This window comes from Paenibacillus sinopodophylli, from assembly GCF_005930355.1.
Taxonomy (GTDB): domain Bacteria; phylum Bacillota; class Bacilli; order Paenibacillales; family Paenibacillaceae; genus Pristimantibacillus; species Pristimantibacillus sinopodophylli.
This window is the reverse complement of sequence record NZ_VDBO01000004.1, coordinates 41,923-66,952: the sequence shown is the minus strand read 5'-3', so window position 1 is coordinate 66,952 and position 25,030 is coordinate 41,923. Positions and strand designations below refer to the sequence as shown.

Annotated in this window: 22 protein-coding genes and 1 pseudogene; 17 read left to right on the top strand and 6 right to left on the bottom strand. The window is 45.3% G+C overall.

What is annotated here, in order from left to right:
- The 7 genes from FGT79_RS17485 to FGT79_RS17455 all read left to right on the top strand — a co-directional run bounded on the left by FGT79_RS17485 (nt 1) and on the right by FGT79_RS17455 (nt 10,214).
- Nucleotides 1–900, top strand: a complete 900-nt coding sequence (locus FGT79_RS17485) for a glycosyltransferase (RefSeq protein WP_138754122.1) — start codon at nt 1–3, stop codon at nt 898–900.
- Nucleotides 901–909: 9 nt separating this feature from the next.
- Nucleotides 910–2,262, top strand: a complete 1,353-nt coding sequence (locus FGT79_RS17480) for a lipopolysaccharide biosynthesis protein (RefSeq protein ID WP_138754121.1) — start codon at nt 910–912, stop codon at nt 2,260–2,262.
- Nucleotide 2,263: 1 nt separating this feature from the next.
- Nucleotides 2,264–3,211 (top strand): polysaccharide pyruvyl transferase family protein, encoded by a 948-nt coding sequence (locus tag FGT79_RS17475; protein ID WP_138754120.1) that lies wholly within the window; start codon nt 2,264–2,266, stop codon nt 3,209–3,211.
- 71 nt (nt 3,212–3,282) lie between these two features.
- Entirely contained in the window at nt 3,283–4,662 is a 1,380-nt protein-coding gene (locus tag FGT79_RS17470) for a sugar phosphate nucleotidyltransferase (RefSeq protein ID WP_138754119.1), read from the top strand.
- Nucleotides 4,663–4,682: 20 nt separating this feature from the next.
- Complete coding sequence (locus FGT79_RS17465) at nt 4,683–6,023, top strand: UDP-glucose dehydrogenase family protein (RefSeq protein WP_138754118.1); 1,341 nt, start codon at nt 4,683–4,685, stop codon at nt 6,021–6,023.
- Between the two features lie 28 nt (nt 6,024–6,051).
- A complete protein-coding gene (locus tag FGT79_RS17460) occupies nt 6,052–9,282 on the top strand; it encodes a DUF1542 domain-containing protein (protein ID WP_138754117.1) in 3,231 nt (1,076 codons plus the stop codon).
- Nucleotides 9,283–9,362: 80 nt separating this feature from the next.
- Entirely contained in the window at nt 9,363–10,214 is an 852-nt protein-coding gene (locus FGT79_RS17455) for a hypothetical protein (RefSeq protein ID WP_138754116.1), read from the top strand.
- Here FGT79_RS17455 and FGT79_RS17450 read toward each other — a convergent pair.
- The 4 genes from FGT79_RS17450 to FGT79_RS17435 all read right to left on the bottom strand — a co-directional run bounded on the left by FGT79_RS17450 (nt 10,211) and on the right by FGT79_RS17435 (nt 13,205).
- Nucleotides 10,211–10,573: a helix-turn-helix domain-containing protein gene (locus FGT79_RS17450; protein ID WP_138754115.1), complete on the bottom strand. Its 363-nt coding sequence runs from the start codon at nt 10,571–10,573 to the stop codon at nt 10,211–10,213. The two genes, FGT79_RS17455 and FGT79_RS17450, sit on opposite strands and share 4 nt — an antisense overlap.
- Before the next feature lie 231 nt (nt 10,574–10,804).
- Nucleotides 10,805–12,247 carry an RICIN domain-containing protein gene (locus FGT79_RS17445; RefSeq protein ID WP_425465027.1) on the bottom strand — a complete coding sequence of 481 codons (1,443 nt, stop codon included), beginning with the start codon at nt 12,245–12,247 and terminating at the stop codon, nt 10,805–10,807.
- A 200-nt stretch (nt 12,248–12,447) separates the two neighbouring features.
- Nucleotides 12,448–12,927: a GyrI-like domain-containing protein gene (locus FGT79_RS17440; RefSeq protein ID WP_171056300.1), complete on the bottom strand. Its 480-nt coding sequence runs from the start codon at nt 12,925–12,927 to the stop codon at nt 12,448–12,450.
- 47 nt (nt 12,928–12,974) lie between these two features.
- Nucleotides 12,975–13,205: a GNAT family N-acetyltransferase gene (locus FGT79_RS17435; RefSeq protein WP_138754112.1), complete on the bottom strand. Its 231-nt coding sequence runs from the start codon at nt 13,203–13,205 to the stop codon at nt 12,975–12,977.
- A 291-nt stretch (nt 13,206–13,496) separates the two neighbouring features.
- Between FGT79_RS17435 and FGT79_RS31250 the strand changes: the two genes are divergently transcribed.
- The 9 genes from FGT79_RS31250 to FGT79_RS17395 all read left to right on the top strand — a co-directional run bounded on the left by FGT79_RS31250 (nt 13,497) and on the right by FGT79_RS17395 (nt 20,455).
- Nucleotides 13,497–13,763 (top strand): hypothetical protein, encoded by a 267-nt coding sequence (locus FGT79_RS31250; RefSeq protein WP_171056299.1) that lies wholly within the window; start codon nt 13,497–13,499, stop codon nt 13,761–13,763.
- 23 nt (nt 13,764–13,786) lie between these two features.
- Nucleotides 13,787–14,584, top strand: coding sequence for a GNAT family N-acetyltransferase (locus FGT79_RS17430; protein WP_138754111.1), 798 nt, complete (start codon nt 13,787–13,789; stop codon nt 14,582–14,584).
- A 196-nt stretch (nt 14,585–14,780) separates the two neighbouring features.
- Nucleotides 14,781–15,149 carry an iron chaperone gene (locus FGT79_RS17425; protein ID WP_138754110.1) on the top strand — a complete coding sequence of 123 codons (369 nt, stop codon included), beginning with the start codon at nt 14,781–14,783 and terminating at the stop codon, nt 15,147–15,149.
- A 23-nt stretch (nt 15,150–15,172) separates the two neighbouring features.
- Complete coding sequence (locus FGT79_RS17420) at nt 15,173–15,745, top strand: DinB family protein (RefSeq protein WP_138754109.1); 573 nt, start codon at nt 15,173–15,175, stop codon at nt 15,743–15,745.
- Nucleotides 15,746–15,924: 179 nt separating this feature from the next.
- Entirely contained in the window at nt 15,925–16,893 is a 969-nt protein-coding gene (locus tag FGT79_RS17415; RefSeq protein ID WP_138754108.1) for an ROK family protein, read from the top strand.
- A 590-nt stretch (nt 16,894–17,483) separates the two neighbouring features.
- The gene (locus FGT79_RS17410) at nt 17,484–17,942 is read left to right on the top strand and encodes a DinB family protein (protein ID WP_138754107.1); all 459 of its coding nucleotides are present in this window, start codon (nt 17,484–17,486) and stop codon (nt 17,940–17,942) included.
- Between the two features lie 244 nt (nt 17,943–18,186).
- Complete coding sequence (locus FGT79_RS17405; RefSeq protein WP_138754106.1) at nt 18,187–19,380, top strand: winged helix-turn-helix domain-containing protein; 1,194 nt, start codon at nt 18,187–18,189, stop codon at nt 19,378–19,380.
- Between the two features lie 167 nt (nt 19,381–19,547).
- A complete protein-coding gene (locus tag FGT79_RS17400; RefSeq protein WP_246096474.1) occupies nt 19,548–19,709 on the top strand; it encodes an Lrp/AsnC ligand binding domain-containing protein in 162 nt (53 codons plus the stop codon).
- 152 nt (nt 19,710–19,861) lie between these two features.
- A complete protein-coding gene (locus FGT79_RS17395; RefSeq protein WP_138754105.1) occupies nt 19,862–20,455 on the top strand; it encodes a YdeI/OmpD-associated family protein in 594 nt (197 codons plus the stop codon).
- 117 nt (nt 20,456–20,572) lie between these two features.
- On the opposite strand, the pseudogene FGT79_RS17390 reads toward FGT79_RS17395, so the two are convergent.
- Nucleotides 20,573–20,990: pseudogene (locus FGT79_RS17390) on the bottom strand (GNAT family N-acetyltransferase).
- Between the two features lie 85 nt (nt 20,991–21,075).
- On the bottom strand, nt 21,076–21,489 hold the full coding sequence (locus FGT79_RS17385) for a hypothetical protein (protein WP_138754104.1): 414 nt from the start codon (nt 21,487–21,489) through the stop codon (nt 21,076–21,078).
- Between the two features lie 311 nt (nt 21,490–21,800).
- Between FGT79_RS17385 and FGT79_RS17380 the strand changes: the two genes are divergently transcribed.
- On the top strand, nt 21,801–25,030 hold a 3,230-nt coding region (locus FGT79_RS17380; RefSeq protein WP_138754103.1), incomplete at its 3' end, for a GLUG motif-containing protein.

Sequence of the window (25,030 nt, the reverse complement as noted above, 5' to 3'; positions counted from 1 at the left end):
ATGAAGGTTACCGTGGCCATCTGTACCCATAACCGGGCGAAGGATACGGGCGAAGCGATTGAGAGCGTGCTTGCACAGAACTATGACCCAGAACAGATTGAGATTATCGTCATCGACAACTGCTCAACGGATCATACGGCTGATGTGGTCGGCTCGTTTGCACGGCTCCATGGGGATCGAATTCGCTATGTGCTTGAGAACAAGCTGGGATTGTCAGTTGCACGCAATCGGGCGATTAAGGAAGCGAAGGGCGAGTATATTCTATTTCTGGATGATGATGCGCTGGCTTCTCCTGATTGGGCCCGGCATATCGTGGATGTGTTCGAGAGTAGTCTGGATATTGGCTGTGTCGGCGGTAGAATTGATCCGATCTGGGAAGTTGCCGAGCCGGACTGGATTCCGGAGGAGCATCGATCGGTGTTCACGATACTCGATTATGCGGACAAGGTGAAGGAGATGCCGGCTCCTGCCATTCCCTATGGAGCGAATGTTGCATTCCGCACCAGCGTGTTCCAGCTGTTCGATCCTTTCCGTGAGGATCTTGGTCGGGTCGGAACGAATCTGCTGTCGAGCGAGGAAAGTGAGCTGATCGCACGAATTCGCAAGCGGTATACCGTGTTTTATACGCCGTTTGCATCCGTCCAGCACAAGATAGCCAAGGAGCGTACGACGAAAAAGTGGTTCCTGAAGCGAATCTTCTGGCAGGGTGTTAGTGACGCGGTTAAGCGGCAGGATCGAAGCTTCACGATGATTGTGAAGCATGTAATCCGAATGGTTCAGGCGACTTTCGCCTCACTGCTGTCTATCTTTCATTTCAAAAGGTTCATTCGCCAAGTTGTGAAAATATGTTACCGCAACGGGTCGCTAGTCGGCATCCTGCGTTATAACGGCAGGGGTTGACGACTAGCTATGGCACAGCTCGCCATTACGAAGGCATGGAGGGGCAACGGACTCGTTCAGACGATTATGCGGACAAGCGCAACGAATCTGCTGGTCATGGTCATTAGTACGCTGACCTCGATTGTGACAGCGCGCATGTTCGGCGTAGTTGGGAAAGGCGAGTTTTCAGCAATATTATTTTGGCCGACGCTGCTTGCAGGGCTTGTAGGGTTCGGGTTGCCCACTTCACTCATCTATAACATGAAACAAAATAAAGGCAGCGCAGGCGATTTCGTTAGAGCAGGGTTTCTGTTCCAGATTCCGGTCAGCGTCATTGTCGGTGTAATCGCATGGATATGGATGCCGACATGGCTCGGGAATTATCCTACTGATATTATTGCAATTGCAAGATGGTATGCGGTGCTTATGCTGCCCATATTGCTTGCCATTAACTTAATCTCTGCACTGGCCCAGAGCACGAGCAGATTCAATGTATATAACGGATTGCGCTTATGCGTCCCGCTGTTTAATCTTGCAGGCTTATTGGCGCTATGGGCAATGGGAGACCTAAGCCTTCGGAACGCCTCGCTTGTCTTTCTGGTGACCAGCGTGCTCGTCGTGTCTTGGTCCTTATTCAGCATCAGGGATGCGCTGCGTATCGAATGGCTGAGGGGACTTGGTAATCGATTAGCGGCTAAGGCGTTATTCGGCTATGGAAGCAAGGTGTTCGGAGTTGAGCTGCTCGGTACGCTGTATTCGCAGTTTGACAAAATTATTATTCTCTCGATGCTGACTGCAAGAGAGCTTGGGCTGTACACGGTCGTATATGCGCTGTCCCGCGTGTTCAATGTTGTGCAGATGGCCATTACGAATGTCGTATTTCCTAAGGTAACCGGCATGGAAAACGCGGCGATTATCGCAACGGTTGGACGGGCGTTCCGTCTATCGATGCTGCTCATGACGATCGTCGTCATTCCGAGCATGTTCATTGGCAGGTACTTGATGGGCATTCTGTTCGGGGCGCCTTTTCTGGAAGCGAGCGGAGCTTTTTATTTGCTTTCCTTCGAATGTATTCTCGGAGGGGGTTCTTGGATTCTTGCATCCTCGTTCAATGCGATGGGTCGTCCAGGTCTTGTGCTTATGCGCCAGCTTATCGCACTTGCAGTAACAATCGGTTTATTCTTCCTATTCACGCCGATGTACGGGCTTAACGGAATCGCGTTAGCCTTATTAATTGGAGCTGTTATCCGCTTAGTGGTGACGATGGCGTCGATGCGGATTATTTTCCAAGTGGGACTGCGGGGTATGTTGTTTGATCGAAATGATTTCCGTTTTCTTATAGATCGTCTGAAAGACAAAAAACAACGTAAAGGAGCGCGCTGATATGTTAGTAGAATCGAACGTACACCCGATGGAGGGATTGAAGAAACAGCTGCTTCAAATCCTGAAGGTGATCCCGCCTGGCTCGAGTATTTATTACATCGATTATCCCGTATACAATAACGGCGGCGATTTGCTGATCATGAAAGGCGCGGAGGCGTTCTTCAAGGACAACCAAATCCGCGTCACAGCGCGTTACAGCGTTCTAGATTTTCCCGATAAGCTGAGCATTCCGATGAATCAGATCATTGTGCTGCAAGGAGGAGGGAACTTCGGCGATCTGTACCCGGTGCATCAGAAGCTGCGCGAGCAAATCGTCAAGGATTACCCGAATCACCGCATTGTGCTGCTCCCGCAGACGATCTTTTTCGAGAAGGATGCGGAGTATAACCGGACAGCGGCTATATTCAATGCACATAAGGATGTGCATCTGTTTGTTAGAGATACGTTGTCGCATGGCATAGCGGCTCAGAAGTTCGATAAATGCAGCGTGTATTTATCACCCGATATGGCGCATCAGCTATGGCCGATATTGACCAAAAGCAACCCCGCTAAGGAGCTGCTGTGCTTCTTTCGGACTGACATTGAGAAAACAAGCGAGCAGGAGAGTTTTGAATCGGCTGGAAGAGGCGATTATCTGGACTGGGCATCGCTTTACAACCGTGTAGAGCGAAAGTCGATCAAGATGATCGGGCAGATGATGACGAAGAGTGGCGTTCCGCTGCCGATGCAGGCGATCTGGGGCAAGTACTCCGATTACTTGGTAGACAAGGCAGTCAGACGCTTCAGCGGCTACCGCGTTGTACAAACCTCTAGACTGCATGGTCATATCCTATCCTGTCTGATGGACAAGCCGAACACGCTGCTCGATAATTCATATGGGAAAAACTCCAACTATTACAACACTTGGACGAGCAGCGTGAAGTCGGCGCAGCTGATGATGAAGAAGTAAGCAAGCAAGGCTGATGTCCAAATCCATACTTGCCGATTATGCACTCTAAAAACCGATTGGGAGGAATTATAATGAAAATTGTTCTTCTATCAGGAGGCTCAGGCAAACGGCTGTGGCCGTTGTCGAATGAATCGAGGTCCAAGCAATTTCTGAAGGTGCTGAAAAACGTGGATGGCGAGCGGGAATCGATGGTTCAGCGTGTTTGGGGTCAGCTAACGAGCGCCGGGCTGCGCGACCATTCCTATATTGCAACGAGCAGGCCTCAGGTCGACATGATCTACAGCCAGCTTGGGAGCGAGGTCGATATTATCGTGGAGCCGGAGCGAAGAGATACTTTCCCGGCTATCGCTTTGGCAGCGACGTACTTGTATTCGGTACAGGGTGTGAGCCTCAATGAGACGGTTGTTATCATGCCAGTGGACCCTTATGTAGAGGAAGCCTTCTTCCATAAGACGAAGGAGCTGGAGCTGGTTCTGAATGAATCGGGTGCTGATCTAGCGCTAATGGGTGTCAAGCCAACCTATCCATCTGAGAAATACGGCTATATCGTACCAGATCCTGCCTCTGCTGCAGAGGGAGCCTTTGTCGATGTTCATAGTTTCAAAGAAAAGCCCCGCGAAGAAGAAGCGACAGCCATGATTGAACAGGCTGCACTTTGGAACTGCGGGGTTTTTGCATTCAAGCTGGATTTCCTCATCAATATTCTTATTGCGAATGAGCTTCCAATCCAATACGACGAAATGCTGAAGCAGTACACCAAGCTTCCGAAGAACAGCTTCGACTATGAGATCGTTGAGAAATCGAACCATATCGTGGCGCTGCCGTTCGAGGGTGAGTGGAAGGATCTCGGTACTTGGAACACGCTGACTGAGGAAATCGAGACGCCGCTTATCGGCAAAGGCATTATTACGGGAGGCTCTGCTAATACACATGTCATCAATGAGCTCGATATTCCAATTACGCTGCTTAATGTATCGAATGTGATCGTAGCAGCGAGTCCAGACGGCATCTTAGTTTCGGACAAAGCATCCAGCCCGATGATCAAGGAAGTCATGAAGCATTCCGATCAACGGCCGATGTACGAGGAACGGCGCTGGGGACGCTATCGCGTGCTGGACTACTTGAAATACCCGAATGGCAAGGAAGTATTAACGAAACGGATCTGCGTTGCACAGGGAAGCAATCTAAGCTACCAGTATCACCAGCTTAGGGATGAAGTATGGACAATCGTCGCCGGACAAGGCGTGATGGTTCTTAATGGTCAAAGCTTCCTAGTAGGGGAGGGCGACGTTCTAACGATATCAAGAGAAAGCCTGCATAGCCTGCGGGCGGAAACAGAGATGGACATTATCGAGGTACAGACGGGTTCTGAGCTTATTGAGGAAGATATCGTACGGCTAGCCTTTGAATGGAATGAAATTTTGCAATTATGCACGGTACAAAAAAACTAATCAATGAAGGAGCGATGGGCATGAACATCACGGTTATCGGAACGGGCTATGTTGGACTCGTATCAGGCATTTGTTATGCGGAGCTAGGAAATCGCGTGATTTGCGTAGATAAGGATTCTCGCAAAATCGATATTTTGAATGCGGGAGGCATCCCCATCTATGAGCCTGGTCTAAAAGAACTGGCAGCGGCGAACCGTGAAGCGGGCATGCTGAGCTTTACGACCGACCTGCAGGAGGCAGTCCGCCAATCGGAAATTATCATTTTGGCGGTTGGAACACCACCTTTGCCCAGTGGCGAAGCTAATCTCTCTTATATTAACCAAGCGGCAATCGAGATCGCTGAGGCGATGAACGGCTATAAGATTATAGCGGTCAAAAGCACGGTGCCAGTCGGAACGAATGAGCGGCTCGCAAGCCTCATAAGTACCCATACAAGGGAGCGTTTCGATAGCATTTCGCTGCCGGAGTTTCTGCGCGAGGGCTCAGCGATTCAGGATACGCTGAACCCAGATCGCATTATTATTGGAGCAAGCTCGAAGTCTGCAGCGGATGTCATGACACTTCTTCATATACCGCTTACGGAGCAAATCGTTGTGACAGATATTCGCAGCGCCGAGATGATCAAATACGCATCGAATGCTTTCCTAGCTACGAAAATATCATTCATCAACGAGATTGCAAACATTTGCGAGAAGGTAGGCGCGGATGTAACTAAGGTAGCAACGGGAATGGGTTACGACAGTCGGATTGGCCCCTCCTTCCTGAAGGCGGGCATCGGCTATGGAGGCTCATGCTTCCCTAAGGATACGAGTGCATTGATTCAAATTGCGGGACATGTTGATTACGAGTTCAAGCTGCTGCGCTCCGTTGTGGAAGTGAATCAGGATCAGCGCTTCAACGTTATTCGCAAGCTGGAAACGATCTTTCGTCACGAGCTTCACGGCAAGACAATCGCAGTTTGGGGTCTTTCGTTCAAGCCGAATACAGACGATGTTCGCGATTCACCCGCCGCCGAGATTATTCAGCACTTGGTCGATAATGGTGTGAAGGTTAAAGCCTACGATCCCATTGCAACGGAAAATTTCCGTTCACTCTATGAGATTAATGGCGTGGACTGGTGCCTAAGTGCTTTGGAGGCAGCCCAAGGGGCAGATGCACTGTGCTTGCTGACCGAGTGGGAGGAGTTCTCGCGTGTAGATCTTGGCAGACTTCAGAAGGTGCTGAACAGACCGATTCTCATTGATGGTCGGAACGTGTTTGATGAGCAGGATTTGCTCGGAACGGAGTTTGTTTATTATTCGGTAGGCCGTCCCAGCTTGAATCAAGGTGTAAAGGAACAGATGCCTGTTTTGCAATTTTAGACCCAATTAATGACCAGAGGTGAATGAGATGACGTTTAGAAGGAAGGTAACTCTGTCTGCGCTTGCGATTTCGATGTTTACTGCATCGCTGGGCGGTTTCCCGTTAAGCCAGAAGGGGCTGGCGACGAAGCTAGGGCTCAGTCAAACTGCGTACGCTGCTGTGACGGAATTACCGTCTAGTGTATTTCTGGATCGGATGAACAGCTTGCATGCCGCGCTTGCGGCAGGCGACCCAATAGATTTGCAAGAGGTAAGAAATTTCCGTGATGAGATTGCTGCTCTTGATGAAGTGGAAGGTCTGGCGCTAATCGATCCCATATGGAACAAAATAAGCGGGAAGCTGCCGGAGTCGGTCGATCAGGCGGAGCTGAAAGCAAGCTTGTTCCGGATCATTAAGGCGGTCGGCTCCTTCCGCTATGACCCGGAGGCCTCAGATTTGGAAGCGATTCGTACGAACCCTGAATTCCGCGCTACGATAAAGACGATTGCAGCAGCGGGCGGAGATGAGAACATTAGGCTCGATGATTTCCTCGTATTCCTGTTTGGGGACGGTACAAGCCGCAAAGGTGTTGAAGGGACCATCGGAAGCTTGCTTGCTAGAAAAACGCCTGTGGAGCTGCTCCTACTGCTCGGCAATAAGCAGGGCATAACAACTGTCCTGCTTCAAGCAACAGAAGAGCTGCTCGGCGATACGGAGTCTTATAAATTCAGCGCGATTATGAAAAATCTAGGCATTACCCCGCAGGATGTTCGTTCAACAGTGCTGCAATTCCAGTTAAAGCTGAAGAAGGATGAGCCGGCAATCAGTGCGATGACGGTAGCCTACATCCGCTCGGCAGCAAAGGCGGATGTGAACATTACGGACGAAGGCCGAACACATGCCTATAGTCTGAAAGTATTCGGCGTATCAATCTATCCTGCAGTGCTGCAGTGGTCCAAAGCTTCCGGTGATGCGAACGTGACCGTGAAGCCGTCCGGTGTTGTGACGATCCCTAGTGATGCGGCAAGCGGAACAGCTGTTATCCAAGCGAAGCTTATCAATCCGTATGGCGGTGCAGCGAAGGTTGTATATGAGCAGGAAATAACACTAAAGGCCGCGGTTTCGCAGGAAACGGAGTTCCCAGCTGAAGCATTCTTAGCGCGCATGGCGAAGCTGCAGGCAGCGCTTGCTGCGGGAGATCCAGCCGATATTCAAGCGATTATTCAACTGCGGAATGAGCTGGGTCAGCTTACGTTTGCCAAGGATCAAGCGTTAATCGATCCCATCTGGAATAAGCTTTCGGCTAAGCTTCCAGAAACAGCTGACAAAGCGAAGCTGAAGGAAGGGTTATTCGATATATTCAAAGCAGTGCTTGCTATTCCTTATGACGGGCAGGCCGCAAGCTTGGAGGAAATTCGCAGCAATGCAAGCTTCCGCGCTACTCTGAAGGAGCTTGGCACAGCAGGTGGTGAAGCTAGCTTCGTCATCGATGATCTGCTGGTCTTCTTCTTCGGAGCAGATGAATCTGCTGGTGGATTGGAAGGAGCCATTCGTGGACATTTGAACGGTTTATCCTCCTCAGGTCTGCTTCAGCTCTTTAGCGACAAGCAGGCGATCTCAGCTGTCGTTCTACAGAAGGCAGGGCTGCTCCTAAATGATAAGGACAGCTATAAGTTCAGCTCCGTTCTTAGCAGCCTGGGTGTTACGGCGAAGGAGGTCAGCCAAACGTGGGTGAACTTCCAACAGCAGTTGAAGAAAGACGAGCCGGCCGTCGCTGCCCTAACGATTGCGCTGCTTCGCTCAGAGACGACAGATACTGCTGAAGTCAGTGAGAACGGACGCGAGCAGAAGCTCAGCCTGAAAGCATTCGGCGTTGAAGTTCCAGCGCTCGCACTAAGATGGAGCAAGGTGTCTGGCAGTGAGGACGTTACTGTAGCCGCGAATGGTACCATTACACTGAAGCGGGATGCAGACAGCGGTAAGGTGCTCGTTCGTGCCACGTTCATTAATCCGTACGGAGGTGCGGCAAAAACTATTTTCGAGAAGGAAATTACGCTTACGGCAGCTATAGGCGAGGGGGATCATTTCCCTGCTGAGCAGTTCCTTGCACGGATGAATAAGCTTCATGCTGCGCTGCTTGCCGGTGATCCGAAGGATGTGCAGGATGTGCGGAATCTGCGAGATGAGCTTGCTAAACTGACCTTTGCGAAGGATCAATCCTTGATCGACCCTGTGTGGAATAAAATCGCGGCGAAGCTGCCGGACACTGTCGATAAAGCAGAGCTGAAGGAGAGCTTATTCCGCATCATTCAAGCGGTAGGCTCCATTCAATATGACCCAGATGCGAAGCAGCTCGAGGCGATAAGAACAAATCCAGAGTTCCGGGCGACGCTGGGGACGATTGCGGCAGCCGGCGGAGTCGACAATCTGACGATGGATGATTTCCTTCTGCTTCTGTTCGGTGATGGAGACGAGCGGCCTGGTGTTGAAGGTACCGTACGCGATATTATTGCAGATATGAAACCTAAGGATCTCGCCCAGTTGCTTGGCAACAAACAAAAGATTAATGCGGTAATTACGGAAGCGATGAATAAAATTCTAATTGCGAAGGACGATTATGCACTTAGTGAGGTATTTGCGAATTTAGGCATCAAGCCGGCTGATGTGAGTATGACTGTTCTGAAGTTCCAGTTAAAGCTGAAGTATGATGACAGTGCGCTTAATGCTTTGACCGTTGCCTATATCCGCTCTGAGGTGATCTCTGCTGTGAAAGTTACAGCAAGCGGTACGCAGCATGTTTATACGCTGAAGCTGCTCGGCACTGAGCTTCCTTCATCGCTCCTGCGCTGGAAGAAAGTATCTGGCAGCAAGGATGTTGCAGTAGATTCCAAGGGCAAGGTAACTATACCTAAGAAGGTGGCTGAAGGGAAGGCTGTCATTCAAGCGATGCTGATCGGAGGCTCGTCCAAAGTTATTTTCGAGCAGGAGATCACGCTCGTGAACGAAGACGTCGAGATTGATCCTAAGGAGGAGTTCAAGAAAATAGCTGAAGCTCTGGATGACAAGCTGGACGGTATCAAGAAGCAGCTGAAGGCGACCAAGGATGATGAGCAGAAAGCACAGTTAATTGTAGAGGTTGTTCAGGCTAGGAATGACGCTCTGAATGCAATTAATAAAGTGAAAGCAACCAACGCGTTGAAGAACAAAGCGATCAATGAGACGAAGAGCAAGGTCAACAAGCTGCTCACGACTATTATTACGGAAATTATGCGTTCTTAGAAGACGGCCAGTTCTCTACCTTTTGCTAGGGTGGAGGACTGGCTTCTTTCCATTCAAATAGGAAGGTGGTAAAAGCTGAAATGGGACAAGGGCATTCGCGTAAAAAAAGACGTCCGCGCTTTCAGAAGCCGGATACCATTAATATAATTTTGGGCTCACTTGCCGTCATACTTATCCTTGCATGGGGCGGGCTGTATTGGGATAAATCGACGGATCAGTCATTTGTTGTGAATGCGAAAGGCGCTCCTCCCGTTATCATCGCAGCGCTTGATGGGACTGTCATACCAACTGAAGTAACGCAGGTTGTTACGCCATCTTCAGAGGTGAAGACTGTGGAGACAGCGCCGACAGTTAAGCCTTCCGAGCAGGCAGCGACTAATCCGGATCGTAATGAAGAGGTAATAGAAACACCTGAAGCTGCGAGCGAACAGGCAGTGGCAGTTAAACCAGCAGTCAAGCCAGCTGCAACGCCGCGCCCAGTTCAGACTACAAAGCCTGTAACTACGTCAAAGCCGAATAAAGGGACGGATGCAAAGCCTAATACGGGAGTCTCGCCGAAGCCGGACGAAGAAACAGCAATTGAAACGGAGCCGCCGGTTAATGCTGTGGAGAAATATGAGGAGCAAATGAGACAGCTTCAAGCGAAATGTACACAGGATATGAACGCGGTGCTGGCTGGGGCCGAAGCAAGCGTTGCGCAGCTTGATTTGTCAGACCCCTATGCTTTTCAGGAGTTGAATCAGAAGTGGATGGATGGGCTTTCGAATACGGAGGCAGCGTGTAATGCGAAGCTCCAAACTCTAATTGCGGACGCGGAAGGAGATAAAGTGGAGCAGAGTGTGACTGAGGAATGGGAGCAGACTTACAGCAGCCTCATGCTGCAGCTTCAAGGCGATTTCGAAGCGAAGCTGCTCCAGCTGATGGGAGGTTAGTTTGTTTCGTCCTTAGGCAGGGTACGGTCACGGAGAACGCGTTCGAGCAAGCTGCGAATGAGCTCTAGATCGTCCCTCTCCAAAGGAACCCCGTCCCAGTGAAGCTGTTCATAGTTTAAATATTCCTTAGCGTTATGGTTAAGCTCAGCAGGCGGTTCCGGATAATCGGTCAGCCCCAGCAGATAATCGGCGGAGGTGCGAAGCTTTCGCGAGATCGTCTGGATGGATTCAATGGTTGGCTGCCGGTAACCGGATTCGTAGCCAGCATATGTACTTTTGGCAACACCTAAGTAATCAGCTACTTCTTGCATTGTCAATTTCCTCGCCTTACGCAGCTGCTTTAATCGCTTAGCGAACAATCGTCATCCCCCTCTCCAACGTCTCTATTCTATCAATCGTATGGTTGGATAAACGCACACATAATTATAGCATGTTTACCATTTGCATGTACAAGTCAGTAATGCTGACAACGTATGAACGTTAAGTACGAAACAAACCTCAGGTATTAGAAAGGGTGTGAAAAGGAAGCAGCCCCGGCAGGAAAGCTTACCGGGGCTGCTGATTTTTGCAAGGATGACTAGGTTGTAAGATTAACTCGTGGTCGTGAAAGAGAATTGCTGGTCCGTATCTCCATCTCTTGTCTGCTGCACGGCATCCGCACCATTCAATATCGAGCTGTCCGTAATGGTGATGACCTTGCGGCTCTTGACGTTCATGATTTGGAAATAACCGCTGCCCGCGCTAATGATACGGAATTGCTGATTAAGCCCTCCGTTGTCGGTATATTGGATGACGGTAGCCCCGTCTGCCGTAGAGCTGCTCGTTATATCCAAAATTTTGCCGCTGTTTCGGTTTTTAATTTTGTAATAGCGTCCACCTGCATCGATAAACTGCCAATGCTGGCTGGTCCATCCGCCATCAGTATATTGCTCGATGACCGCGCCATCGGTTGTGACGCCGCTGGTTGTTCCGAGCAGCTTGCCGCTATTTCGGTTGGTTAACTTATACCATGAGGTCGTATTGACAGGAGGACTGACTGTTCCTGCAATCGAGCCTGTAGCTGCATCTATCGTGAGCTGGTCGTACCAGTTCAAAGTCATCGATGTCGCAGAGGGGAATTCGATTGGCAGCCATACATATTCAGACGTATTGACAGCACCACCCCATGCGCCTGCCCAGCGATCGCCCATATATAGAAATGAGGTACTCGATGAGCCTTCAACTGGCAGCACATAAGTGGATTGGGATTGATAGGTATTGCCATTGCCGACATTGCTTAATCCGCTCCAAGTGCCGCTAATACTGGTGGCTGTTGCATATTTGGCCTGGTTGGGAGCCCAGCCAGTCGCACCGGAAGTTAGAAGGAAGTAGGTGCTGCCGCGTTTGAATAAAGCGGGGGCTTCGCGGTATTGACCGACCCATAGTGTTGAGATGAGCGAATCTACGCCAAGGAAATCAGAGGTTAGACGGTATATATTCAAATCAGCATTTACGCGGGTTGCAGATATGAGATAAGCGGTGCCTCCGTCATTATAGACGGTCATATCACGGGAATCGTAGTCTAATGGACGGAAGCTTCCATGATAGGTATAGGGGCCTTCAATGTTGGAAGAGGAAGCGACGGCCACCCTCGCTTCGCCGTAATCGACGCCGTTTTCCTTGTGCATCCACATGACGTATTTCCCAGTTGAGGCGTTATAGATTACTTTGGGGCGCTCGATGTTAGCTGTAGCAAGTTCTGGTGCCGAAGTTTTGCTTAACACATGCGCGCGGAATTCCCAATTTTTCAGATCGGTTGATCGATACACGGAAACGTAGTTTGTACCGTCACGGTTCTCGCCAAACCAATAATAGTAGCTGCCTGATTTGAGAACGCCACCGCCATGGGCTTGAATCGCATTTCCGCTCGTATCCAGAAATTGATTGCCGTTGTCAAGCGTAACGGGTGCTGCATGTGCAGGGAAAACCTGAAAGCTCAAGCTGAGACTGAGAATGAGTACGTACGTAAACAGAAAGCGAATATTACGTTTCATCATGAAATCCTCCTATAAAATAAGATAGATTTGGACGAGACACAATTCGGAAGCGCTTCCAATTCTTATTGTACTAGGAATGATTGCTAATTGCATCCCATTTTTTAGTGTTTGGATAACCGCATAGCGAGGGGCTTTATGCATATTTCAACTGGGCGAAGCGCTGACGGTTATCTGCAATTCAGAAAACAAGTTTTTCGTTATTTTCGTACAATCGGAATCCATGCCTTACAGCGATAATCCTCGGAAGTTGTATCTCCCGGCAAGTAAAGCTCGAAATTGAACCCCTCAGCCTGCTTAAATCCCGAAGTTGGGAACCATTCCCGGTAAATACGTCCCCAAACCTCTTGGATTGCGCCAGGCATCGGGCCGATAGAAGTAAACACAGCCCACGTTGCTGAGGGAATTTGTATCCGTTCGAACCCGTAGTCCGAGGCTGGCGCATTAGATTCTACTGCAATCGCGTACTTAAAGTACTCGCCATTCTGCTGCGCATCATAGCACAGTCCTAGTAGTTCTTCGGTTTCTCCCAAGGCAGTAAGTTTTCTGACAGTACCATCCGCATGACTATCCTGCCAAAACTTAGGGATTTGCTTTGAATTTTGTCCTTCTCTAGTGGATGTTAAGATCGATTTTCCGATGATGGTGAACGCCTCTTTTTGCACCAGCTGATGTTCCATTTTGCTGCCTCTCTTTCGTGCCATTCATAATATGTAGTCATTCTACATCAAATGATCTTCTGATAACTCGCAATATTCAGCCATCTTCCGAACTTCTGTCCAATCTCTTTGAATTGGGCCGCTTTCTCATCGCCGAGACGCTCGAACAGGCTGATGCTTCGCTCATTTTCTGTGCAAATGGTTGCAATGAGTACATGGAAGCCTAGCTCCCGAGCCTTTGCTTCAAGGAATTGGACAGCAGCAGTGCCGACTTTTTTACCGACATGGTCAGGACCCAATAAATAGCTGCAATTTTTTACGAATGACTCTCGTCCAGTTCAACGAATTGTATCTTGTGTTTCCTTTCATAGGCTCACGATAGGATATCTTCAGCTGTCATCATGAATCATTTCGAATTTTCAAGTAGAGGTAAATATTGAGAAATTTATACATTTGAGTGTATTATACAATAAAAACAGAATGGTTTATGATTTTCGCAAGTCGGTGACTCTAGAACCTCTAAAGTGAGTAGAAGAATACTATATTCGAAGCAACGATAAAAAGCTTTAATCGAGAGGGGGAATAAATGAATGGATGTATGGATAATTGTGCTATTGAGTGTGTTATATGCTTTACCTATATGGATTAAAAATAAATCATTCATTTCTTACCTGAAGACGTTTATTATTTTATTGTTATCACAACTCTTAATGAAATATTTACTTGCATATGTGAAGTTACCAGACCTACCTGAACACGTAAGAGGACTCACATTTGGCGGGATTATTGTTTTAGTAGCTGTTGTCATCACGATCAGAACCTTTAAAAAGACAAAAAGTAAAGACGACCTCATATAAAAGGAACGAGATGGAGGTGGATTATGCTCGAGTTGTGTAGCAACGAATTTACTATAGTATTACCGATGCTTTCCAAAATAAAAAACAAAGCAGTCTTTGCCCTTTCTGTTATTGAACAGACACAAAAAGGAAAGATATTTGTAAATCGTATTTTAGATCCTAGCGCTGCCTTAATTACTAGCTGCGGTGGATTTTACTGCGTAGTGGGTAACGCTTCTTATCATACCTTTAATGATGCGATAGCAAATTTTCTAAATGATAAAGAAAACCACATTGGCTTTTACGCGTTAGCGATGTTCACAGAGGAATGGGAAAGGGCCTTGCAGAAATATCAACTCATACATGCAAATAAAATAAAACGTACGTACTTCCGACTAAATGATCAAAAGTTTACTGAGATGAGTATAGACATATCCCTTAAGATTGATGATGGACTGCATTATGAAGCTCTAAACGAGCATATTTCAAATCAGTATCGAGAGGATTTCTATACTTACTATAAGCTGGTATGGGATTCGAATGAGCATTTTAATGTTCGAGGCATAGGACATTTTATTACAAAAGATAATCAAATCATAAGCGTTTGTTCATCCCCTTACGTTGGCGGAGGATTCGCTGAGATTGATATCATTACAGTTGAGGAATATACACGGAAAGGGCTTGCGACTAAAGTTGCGGCTTTGTTTATTAATGACTGTCGTAGCAAAAACCTAATCCCAAATTGGAGCTGTCATTCAGATAATCAAGCATCGCTGTCTCTTGCCAGCAAGCTTGGTTTTGAACCGATCGCTGAGCATCCGATGTATTGGTATAATGTGTAATGATAGAAATCTCTTGAGTTTGTTGAGAGAAGCATCTGTATGAGGCTGGAAGGAACGAATTGAAATGAAAGATCTCTTGATGGTAAAGGTCACTTCTGGTTAAAATAGTTAAATAATGAGCAATCAATTGACACGCTTATCATTGGATAAAATGGATAGCCTATAAATAACATCAATTACACCAGGAGGAAACAAAATGGAAGCATTCGCAGAGTTTATATCTCGTATTGATAACCCGCAGCATCGGGAAAGAACGGAAGAAGTTTTGGAATGGGTAGCGAAGAAATATCCAAATTTAATGCCGAAAATCGCGTGGAACCAGCCTATGTTTACCGATCACGACACATTTATTATTGGTTTTAGCGTATCGAAACAGCATTTGGCGGTTGCCCCTGAAAAGGCAGGGATTATTCAGTTTGCTGATGAAATTAAGCAGGCCGGCTATGATCATACCAAGGAGTTAATACGTATGAAGTGGGTTAGTCCGATTGATTTCTCATTACTTGAGAGAATAATCGAATTCAATATTGAGGATAAGGCGGGCTGTTCAACTTTTTGGCGATAATCTCAATTGAAGGTGGGGAGCCAATGACAGTAAAGAAAACCATACAGTTCATAGAGTGGGAACTTTCACGTACCTTGAGTGATTATTATTTATGGTTTGATCTAAAACCAGAAATGCTAAGCTTTAGACCTAAAGTAGGTTGGAGCATTGAACAAATATTAGAACATGTCACTATAACCAATCATTTCTTATTAATTTTGATTCGTAAGGGTAAGAACAAGGCCAAAAACCTTGCCATAAAGGTAGACCTAAATCAAGAGGTTTCTGCATATGAAAACAATTTAGCGGAACTTGACCAAATTGAGAAACATAAATCATTTATATGGATACGACCAGAGCATATGGAACCAACAGGAGATAAGACAATTCCTGAAGTGAGTAGAATATTGGAAGAGCAGATAAACGAATGCAAAGAAATACTTAAAGAAATACCAAACGGTGAAGGCATCTTATATAAAACGACTATGACCGTTAATGATCTTGGAAAGATTGATGTTTATCAATATATATATTTCCTATGCCAGCATGCGAAACGTCATATTTCTCAAATGCAAAGTGTTAAAGATGAATTTTATGCAATCAAGGCTGCCGAGTAGCTGTTGCGTTACAGTCTTTAACGGTTTTTTTTTACTTGGGCATTGGGGGGGAGTTATGGTTATGAGTTTGAACCCTTATGATGTGAAAAACAAAATGATGAGTTATTAATTTATCATGTCGCGGGCATGGAATGGATGAGGTTAGGTGCTTTGATAATAAGTTAGAGTGGAGCTAGGCCATGAGTAAATATGTTATTGGAATTGATCTTGGTGGGACAAACATTAAGTCCGCGATTTTTAACACGGAGTTTAAAACCATTCACGAAAGAAGTGACACCACAGAAGCAGCAAAAGGACCTGCCCACGTATTATACAGAATTCAAGAAATTGTTCATGAAATGTTGTTGATCGAAGGAATCCATCAAACTTCTATTAAGTGTATAGGTATGGGAATCCCTGGTTTACTGAATCCAGATGAAGGTCTATCTATATTTTCACCAAACTTTCCAGATTGGGAAAACATTCATGTGGTGAATCAAATGAAAAGATATTTTGATGTTCCTGTTTTTATCGATAATGATGTGCGGGTCAATATGTATGGTGAATGGCTGTTTGGTGCAGGTGCTGGCTACAAAAACTTGGTGTTAATCACGTTAGGTACCGGTTTAGGATCAGGTATTGTAAATGATGGAAAAGCGGTCTATGGAGCAACATCTAGCGCGGGAGAAATCGGGCATATGAATATGTACCGGGAAGGTCGGCCTTGTCGTTGTGGAAGCTCAGGCTGTCTGGGGAGATACGTTTCTGCTATTGGTATGGTCAAAACGTTAACAGACAAGCTTGAGAAAGGTCGATCAAGTATGATATCGCAATGGGTAGAAGATGATTGGACGGCTATCACTGGTCTTATGATTTCAGAGGCATATGATCTGGGAGATTCACTTGCCATTGAGGTTATGCACGAAACAGGGAGGCTTCTTGGGTTTGGTCTTTCAAATGTAATCAACCTATTGAATCCAGAAATCATTATAGTTGGCGGTGGAATGTCGGCAGCGGGTGATCGCTTGCTAAATTCAGTACGTGATACAGTTGGAAATCATGCTTTAAAACTTTCTTACGATGCCTGTAAAATAGTACAAGCGAAATTAGGTGGAAAAGCTGGTACGATCGGAGCCGCCGCATATGCGAACAGTAAGCTGCCTTCATAGAGTAACCTTTTTTTATGAAGAAGGATTCAGAACCATAGCTTTACAAAAAAAGATGATGAGGCTGCCGGTATGAAACGGCAGCCTCATTAAGCTATTAGGGATAATATTTAAGTGAAGCGTCCCCCGCCTCACCTGAAAATTTAGGAAATTTACACCAAATTTTTTAGATGCAATTCAGCATTATCAGGCATTAAGCTATCGCCAGATTTCAATAGTCTTGTTCTCGATCAACCTCATCTCGTTTGGTAGGATCGTAAAATGTTCGATTAATTCGTCCAATTCCCAATTCCGTTTCATGTTATCTTCTCCAATTGAAAGTTCCTATAACGGTGAGTATCGGAACTTAGTACTTGGAATAGGTATATCCAAACTGTATATTTTATACAATAAGAGTCTCAAATAGCTCGAAGTTCCGTATACAAAAAAAATTCGGTACTTATTTTATTAATGGGGACGGGCAGTTAAGTTTAGCGGATACAGATGTTTTTTGTGCGCATTTTTTAATGAGAACATATGTTTGTTTTTTCCTGTTATTTTGAGCAAATATTTTGTATGATAAAAGAGACGTGAATGATAGAGGAGGAGTTTGGATGTATCGACAAGTGGATGATTTTTTAAAGGAATGGGCAGTGGCTGTGAAAGGGACATTGCAAGTCTTGCAAGCCGTAACAGATGACAAATTAGGACAAAGTATTGTTGAAGGGCATAGTACACTAGGTTGGTTAGGCTGGCATTTAGTAGAAACAACAGGTTATTTTAGTCATTTAGCAGGTTTAACTGTACCAATGATTGGTCAAGATGAACCAACTCCAGCGACAGCAAGAGAAATTGTAGCAACTTACGAAAAAGCAGCGGAGGCAGTCAAGGAAGAGGTAGCCAAGCTATCCGATGAGGACTTGCTAACAGAAACAGGCATTGCAAGTCTTGCAACAAAAGGCGCAGTATTACGTTTCTTAATTGACCACCAAACACATCACCGCGGCCAAATGATGCTGCTATTACGTCAAGCAGGCTTACCAGTACCGCCTGTGATGGATCCAACAAAATAAATGCAATAACGAAAAGTTGCCTTTCTAGGTAGTGACTCCATAAAGTTAGAGTTTTTATTATACGGCTGATTGGTTGGTTTGAGTTCGGTATTGCATTGGACTCAAGCCAGCTAATAAAAAGTACAAGAAACACCCTCAGCGAGTACGTGAAATAAATGTTCCTCCACGCCTTCTTTTTCTTTTCCCCTCCAGCCTCCACAGTAATATAATAAAAAAACTAAACTAGAGGTAGGTGCGAACAAACATGATTCAATTAACAAACCGCCAGGCAAGGCAATTTCTGTTGTTGAAGCATGGACTTTTAGGCAAACATAAATTTAGTGGGAAGCAGGGCGTATTGGACTTTGCTCGGCAGGTCAGCTGCATTCAATACGACCCCATCGATGTTTGCGGAAAAAACGCCGAATTGGTGCTACAGTCGCGAATCAAGGGATTTACCAAGGGAATGCTCGCCGAGTTGCTGTATGACGATAGAAGCCTTGTCGATTATCCTGACAAGAACCTGGCCATTATCTCTGTCGAGGACTGGCCGTATTTTGAGCGATACAGGCAAGCCGCAAGGCAACATGCCGAACGCTATCCCGAAATGGAAGCGTTGACAGCGCAAGTACGGGCTCATATCCAAAATCACGGTGCGATAAGTTCGGATGATTTAAAATTGGATGGAGATTTCTCTTGGCAATCGGCCATCCACTGGAGCGGTGGAAACAATTCATCTAGATCGGTGCTGGAACAGATGTATTCGACGGGTGAGTTGATTATCCATCATAAAAAAGGAATGCGTAAATATTACGATATAGCCAAGAAGTACATACAGCCAAATCTGCTGAATGCATCAGAGCCGCTGGAGGATGAGCTTGAGCATCATAAGTGGCGGGTACTGCGTCGAATCGGCTCTGTTGGTCTCTTATGGAATCGTGCGTCAGATGCATGGCTGAATATATGGGGGTTGAAAGCAGCACAGCGCACCGAGGTTTTTCGCCAGCTAGTACACGAAGCTCGCATTGTTGCTGTTGCCGTGGAACAAATGAAGGATATACTGTACTGCCTCGCGGAGGATTTACTGCTTATTGAAGCCGTTCTGCAAAATCAGGAGTCGAAATGGCGTTGCGAGCTTATTGCCCCTCTAGATAATTTCATATGGGACAGAAAACTTATCAACGAATTGTTTGGCTTCGATTACACCTGGGAGATTTACACGCCTGCAATCAAACGAAAATTCGGCTATTATGTGCTGCCTCTATTATATGGAGAAAGCTTCATTGGGCGAGCTGAGATAATCGTGGAGCGAAAAACTGGAACGCTCGTTCTTAAAAACATCTGGTACGAGAACGGTGTGAAGCAAACAACGCAATTGCGAACAGCCTTGAACAGTTGTTTACAAAAGTTTGCGATATTCAACGGGTGTCAGACGATTTCGACAGAGTCTATGAACTGATATTTCCTGTAATTTGTATAGGGATAATAAAGTTGTATACTTTTGAAGTTGGCCTGTTTATTACCAAATTACGCAACACGAATAACCCCAACGGGGGTCTTATATCTCAATAATTTTAACCATGTGTTTGCGGGTGGTGTCAGCTACGCTGGTATTACCCCTACTTATTGTTTCATACAAAAGGCTGCGATCATTTTGTTGAACATTGCAGCCATTCGCCTGATGTCCTTGAGCTGCAACCTGTAAGCGGCCAGTACAATTTCCTCGTGAAAGTTGCTAGTGAATCGTTACAATCCATCCAAACCGTAATTAATGAATTGGGCCAATAGGGGGACTCGACAACTTTAATTGTTTTATCTTCACCGATTGAACATAATAAGGTTATTCCTCACATTTAGGATAAATAGAGTCCTATTGCAGATGCATTATGGATTGGTATTCAATTAATGAAGATTATGATATGGAAGAGGAGTGCCCAATCATGACAACTAGTCGAACGAATCCAAAGGTTGATGAATATTTAAGCAAATCCCAAAAGTGGCAGGAAGAATACAGGGAATTGAGAGGAATCGCTCTGGACTGTGAACTGACCGAGGACTTTAAATGGATGCATCCTTGTTATATGTTTGAGAATAAAAACGTCGTTCTTATACATGGGTTTAAAGAATATTGTGCGTTTCTATTTCACAAAGGTGCTTTGCTAAAAGATCCCCACGGTATTCTCATTCAACAAACGGAGAATGTACAGGCAGCGCGCCAGATCCGGTTCACCAATGTGCGAGAAATAGTTGAAATGGAATCGATTTTGAAAGCCTACATCTATGAAGCGATTGAAGTAGAAAGAGCCGGTCTGGAAGTTAGCTTTAAAAAGAATACAGAGTTCACCATCCCAGATGAACTTCAAAATATGTTCGATGAAACTCCAGCTTTGAAAATAGCTTTCGAAGCATTGACGCCTGGACGACAAAATGCCTACATTCTTTATTTCACTGCACCCAAACAATCCAAAACGAGAGTATCTAGAATTGAAAAATATATACCGCAAATTATGGATGGAAAGGGTTTGAAGGATTAGGGCGTATATGCAAAGTTAATATGCTGTGAGGATAAATAAGCGGCAGTTTGGACGAGAAAATAAAGTTAGACTGCCGCTGTTTGATGGAATTAACGAGTCCCATTTGTAATCTGAGTTTCAAATGTCCTTTTTCAAATAATAATGCGTATGTCGTCCAGCATTATGAATCGTTCCAAACACATCGAAACCTTGTTTTTTATAAAAATCTAATGCTTGGAAGCTCAACGTATCAAGTTTAATAAACTCGCAATTTTTTTCTTTAGCCATTTTTTCTGCTGCCGAAAGAAGCTGTTCCCGTAGCCTAATCCTCTAAGTTCTTTATCAACAAACAGGACTGTATCTCCATCCAGTTCCAACATATTTCCCCAGTGAGTCCGCCATATATTTGACCGTTATCATCTTTCAAGGAAAGATTTATTTCTTCATACCTTCCTTTTAGTTCATCAGGGAAATGTATGAGGTTGAATTCAATCATTTTACTCACTACATAATTTTTGTCATCTTTATTTAGGTCATTAGAGATGCTTAGTACCATCCTGCTCGCTCCTGTTCAGTTAATGTCGGTCAATAGTTCCAGCTCATCCATTTTTATTCAACTAATGTTCTCACTTAGTTCTGCACTATTTCTTTTCAAAACAGGTTTCACAGTCAAATTCAGTCCAAGAGTTTAATAACTTTAATCCACAAACTCCGCAATTCCTATCGCCAGAATACCAATAACCTGTTTTATGGAATAATTTAATGTTTTTATCCCAATGAATGAACTCTTCATGTGTTCGTGGAAAAACATCTCCTTCGTCATCGACAGGGCAAGCTGGTTCGTTTCCTACTAAAAACCCTTTAATCCAATATTTTGTAGTCAGTGGCATTTCATCTATTTCCCTAAGTGAAACATTGAAGAATACATCTTTTTGTGGGCAATAGGCTGAAATTCTTCCATGAAAAGTATGAGGGTTTCCAACAATGAAATGCTTGCCGCTGCAATGTTCTTTAAAGTTGAACCAGAGTTCGTTATCTAAATCATGATTTTTCAATTGCAATCCACCTATCCAATATTCTTATCTTAATTATTCTTGTATAAATTCAACTTTCCTACCTATCATCTTAATAAAAAGATGACGACCACTTCATCTTTCTGTTCATTACAAGTATATCTAATCATGTAATTTTATGGGCAAGGTGCACCAAACGAAATAATTTCGTCTTTGACCCAAACCGCGGAGCCTTGTTGCTATGCGGTTTTCGTCGTTTCCTAATAAAATCTTTTATTATTCTTTTATTGGGCTTTAGTAGGCTTGTCTATGGATCGTTTATTCCATCAGATAGATCGAGAGGAGAATAAGTAATGCGTAGATCAGGAAAAAAAGCCTTGTCTATCCTATTGACGATAGTATTAGGATTGGGCGTTGTCGCACCTTGGGGGATTTTCGGTAGCAGTAGAGCGTTTGCGGCAAATGAGTTTTTAGGAAGCGGAACAGCGAGTAACCCTTATCTCATCGGAACAGCTGGTCAACTTAATCAGATTCGGGGAGCTTATTTAAATGCAAATCTTTATTTCAAGCAGACTAAAAATATTGACTTGAGTACCAGCGACTACAAAGATAACTGGACTCCTATTGGAAATAATCGCAATACGCCATTTAGAGGGAATTTTAATGGAAACGGATTTGTAATTAATGGGCTTAAAATAAGTACTAGTGGAAATAACTTGGGGTTATTCGGATTGACAAGCACGGAAAGTGTTATTACAAATGTGAAGCTGGAGAATATGAATGTTACTGGAAATAATTATGTAGGTGGTTTGGTTGGGGCAAATAAAGGGAAGGTTTCACACAGTTATGCTACTGGAAATGTATCCGGAAAAGATGGAGTAGGTGGCTTGATTGGCGATAACGGCGTTACGATTTCTAATGAAAATGCCATAATCGATAATAGTTACGCTAATGTTAGCGTTACCGGATCGGGCTTCTCTTCAGGCGGTCTAGCGGGCACGAATAGCGGAGCTATCAATTATAGCTACGCCACAGGGAATGTGATAGGAGATTATGCAGTTGGCGGATTAGTAGGTAATAATGATGGAACGATCAGCTACAGCTACGCCACAGGGGAAATGATAGACGGTCAGAGTATAGGCGGCTTAGTTGGCAGCAATTCTACAAATACTGAAATAAGGAACAGTTTCGCGACAGGCAAGGTTAATGGTAGTTTTTCTTCAGGTGGATTAACGGGCTACAATTATGGAACGATCAGCAAAAGTTATTCCACAGGTGAGGTGAACGGAGGACAGCATGTAGGTGGCTTGGTCAGCAATCTTGAAGTTAGTGGAGTAATAAGTGACAGCTTTACTAGGGGGAAAGTGAGCGGATATAGTTTTGTCGGTGGCTTGATTGGCTATGCTTATAGTAATAGTAGCGGATCATATAGCAATAGCTACGCAAGTGGTCATGTGAGCGGTGATGTTGCTCCTATAAGTCCTTTGACCAGCAATGGTGAAGGGAATAATATAGGCAGTATTTACCTAGATGAAAATATGAAGGGACCTGTCGGTGGTTGGGATTTTACTAGCCTTTGGGCGATAGATCCATCGCGTAACGACGGATATCCTTATTTGCGAGATTTCTTGTTTCAATTAAAATATGACGGAAACGGAAACACTGGCGGGAACGTTCCGATTGATTCCAATTTATATCTACCTGGAGAAACGGCTAGTGTATATACGGGGACATTACATTTAGTAAAGACGGGTTACACCTTTATTGGATGGAACACACAAGCAAATGGAAATGGAAAGAGCTATAGTGGTTCTTTTGAAATCATGCCCTATACAACCTTGTATGCGCAGTGGGAAGCCCAAAGCTCAGATGCCACTTTGACTTCCGGTATCGGAATCGTGAGTACCGACGGAACAACAAATGAAACGATAACCGACATTCCTTATGGAACAACTTTAGCTGTACTTAAAGAAGAAATCACGCCAGCGACGAATGCAACGTTTGAAATCTACGATGAAGACGGAGAAACCGTTGCAACGAGCCTAACCTCAGGGAAGAAAGTCATTGTAACCGCAGCGGATGGGGTAACGAAAGTTACATATATCGTATCCGTCATAGCAAGCAGTGCGAAGGATATTACGGCATTTAGTTTAGCAGAGCAGACTGGAGCTGCAACCCTTAATAAGGCCGCTCACACTGTTGAGATTCAAGTGGGGGGCGCCACTGATGTAACCAACTTGAAGGCTACATTTACGTTATCCCCAGAAGCCACCGCCAAAGTCGGCATTGTTGACCAAGTAAGTGGATCGAGTGCTAATGATTTCACAACTCCAGTTACCTATATAGTAAAAGCAGGGGATGGAAGCAGTCAAAACTGGACAGTAACCGTGACAAAAAGCAGTGAAAAAGATATTACGGCATTCTCATTAAGCGTCGTTACACAAACCAAAGCAGCTACAATTAATACGACAGATTTCACCGTAGAGATTGAAGTCGAGTACAGGACCCCTTATAGCAGCTTGTCTAATTTGAAGGCCACATTCTCTCTATCACCTGATGCATCAGCAAAAGTTGGTTCAATTACTCAAGTAAGCGGGACGACTGCCAACGACTTTAGGAACCCTGTTCAGTATGTAGTAACTGCAGCAGATGGCAGCTCCCAAGAATGGACTGTCTATGTCTCTATTGAACTAAGTAGCGAAAAAGACATTACAGCATATAGTTTTTCTTCGCAGGCCAAGCCGGCAACAATCAACTCGGCAGCTCGTACGGTCGACATAGAGGTAAAGTATGGAACGGATGTGACTAATCTGATTGCTACATTCACATTAACCCCAGCATCCTCTGCAAGGGCAAACGGGTCATCTCAAAGAAGCGGAATAACAGCAATCAATTTCACGAACCCGGTCACTTATGTAGTACAGGCGGAGAATGGTACCAGGCAGAACTGGGTGGTTACCGTGACTGTTGCGCCGCCGAGCAGTGCTAACGATATCGTTGCATTCAGCTTCGCTGCGCAAAGCAAACCAGCAACGATCAATACAACTACGCAAACGGTAGCGATTGAAGTGGAAAATGGCACCAATCTAAATGGATTGAAAGCTACTTTTGTATTATCTGCAGGAGCCTCGGTGAGGGTAGGCTCCATAGTACAATTGAGCGGGACGACGGAAAATGACTTCACTTCTCCTGTGACCTATCTCGTCACTGCACAGGATGGAACGACGAAACAGTACACCGTTACGGTCAAGGTGACTCCGAGCAGCGAGAAGGACATCACGGCATTCAGCTTTGCGGAATTGACGCCAGTAGTAACAGGTATGATTAGCGGGACAAACATAGCGCTTACTGTTCTTTACGGTACGGATGCAAGAGCGTTGGTTGCTACGTTCACCATTTCTGCAGGAGCCTCAGCGCAAGTCGGCTCCAAAGCACAAGTGAGTGGTACGACGGAAAATGACTTCACTGCTCCTGTGACCTATATCGTCACTGCACAGGATGGCACAACGAAACAGTACACCGTTACGGTCAAGGTGACTCCGAGCAGCGAGAAGGACATCACGGCATTCAGCTTTGCGGAATT

Coding starts and splice junctions, on each gene's coding strand:
- FGT79_RS17470 (WP_138754119.1), top strand. CDS start 3,283: ATGAAAATTGTTCTTCTATCAGGAGGCTCAGGCAAACGGCTGTGGCCG.
- FGT79_RS17425 (WP_138754110.1), top strand. CDS start 14,781: ATGGAAGCATTCGCAGAGTTTATATCTCGTATTGATAACCCGCAGCAT.
- FGT79_RS17430 (WP_138754111.1), top strand. CDS start 13,787: ATGCTCGAGTTGTGTAGCAACGAATTTACTATAGTATTACCGATGCTT.
- FGT79_RS31250 (WP_171056299.1), top strand. CDS start 13,497: ATGGATGTATGGATAATTGTGCTATTGAGTGTGTTATATGCTTTACCT.
- FGT79_RS17410 (WP_138754107.1), top strand. CDS start 17,484: ATGTATCGACAAGTGGATGATTTTTTAAAGGAATGGGCAGTGGCTGTG.
- FGT79_RS17395 (WP_138754105.1), top strand. CDS start 19,862: ATGACAACTAGTCGAACGAATCCAAAGGTTGATGAATATTTAAGCAAA.
- FGT79_RS17440 (WP_171056300.1), bottom strand. CDS start 12,927: ATGGAACATCAGCTGGTGCAAAAAGAGGCGTTCACCATCATCGGAAAA.
- FGT79_RS17475 (WP_138754120.1), top strand. CDS start 2,264: ATGTTAGTAGAATCGAACGTACACCCGATGGAGGGATTGAAGAAACAG.
- FGT79_RS17415 (WP_138754108.1), top strand. CDS start 15,925: ATGAGTAAATATGTTATTGGAATTGATCTTGGTGGGACAAACATTAAG.
- FGT79_RS17445 (WP_425465027.1), bottom strand. CDS start 12,247: ATGAAACGTAATATTCGCTTTCTGTTTACGTACGTACTCATTCTCAGT.
- FGT79_RS17460 (WP_138754117.1), top strand. CDS start 6,052: ATGACGTTTAGAAGGAAGGTAACTCTGTCTGCGCTTGCGATTTCGATG.
- FGT79_RS17485 (WP_138754122.1), top strand. CDS start 1: ATGAAGGTTACCGTGGCCATCTGTACCCATAACCGGGCGAAGGATACG.
- FGT79_RS17420 (WP_138754109.1), top strand. CDS start 15,173: ATGACAGTAAAGAAAACCATACAGTTCATAGAGTGGGAACTTTCACGT.
- FGT79_RS17480 (WP_138754121.1), top strand. CDS start 910: ATGGCACAGCTCGCCATTACGAAGGCATGGAGGGGCAACGGACTCGTT.
- FGT79_RS17455 (WP_138754116.1), top strand. CDS start 9,363: ATGGGACAAGGGCATTCGCGTAAAAAAAGACGTCCGCGCTTTCAGAAG.
- FGT79_RS17405 (WP_138754106.1), top strand. CDS start 18,187: ATGATTCAATTAACAAACCGCCAGGCAAGGCAATTTCTGTTGTTGAAG.
- FGT79_RS17465 (WP_138754118.1), top strand. CDS start 4,683: ATGAACATCACGGTTATCGGAACGGGCTATGTTGGACTCGTATCAGGC.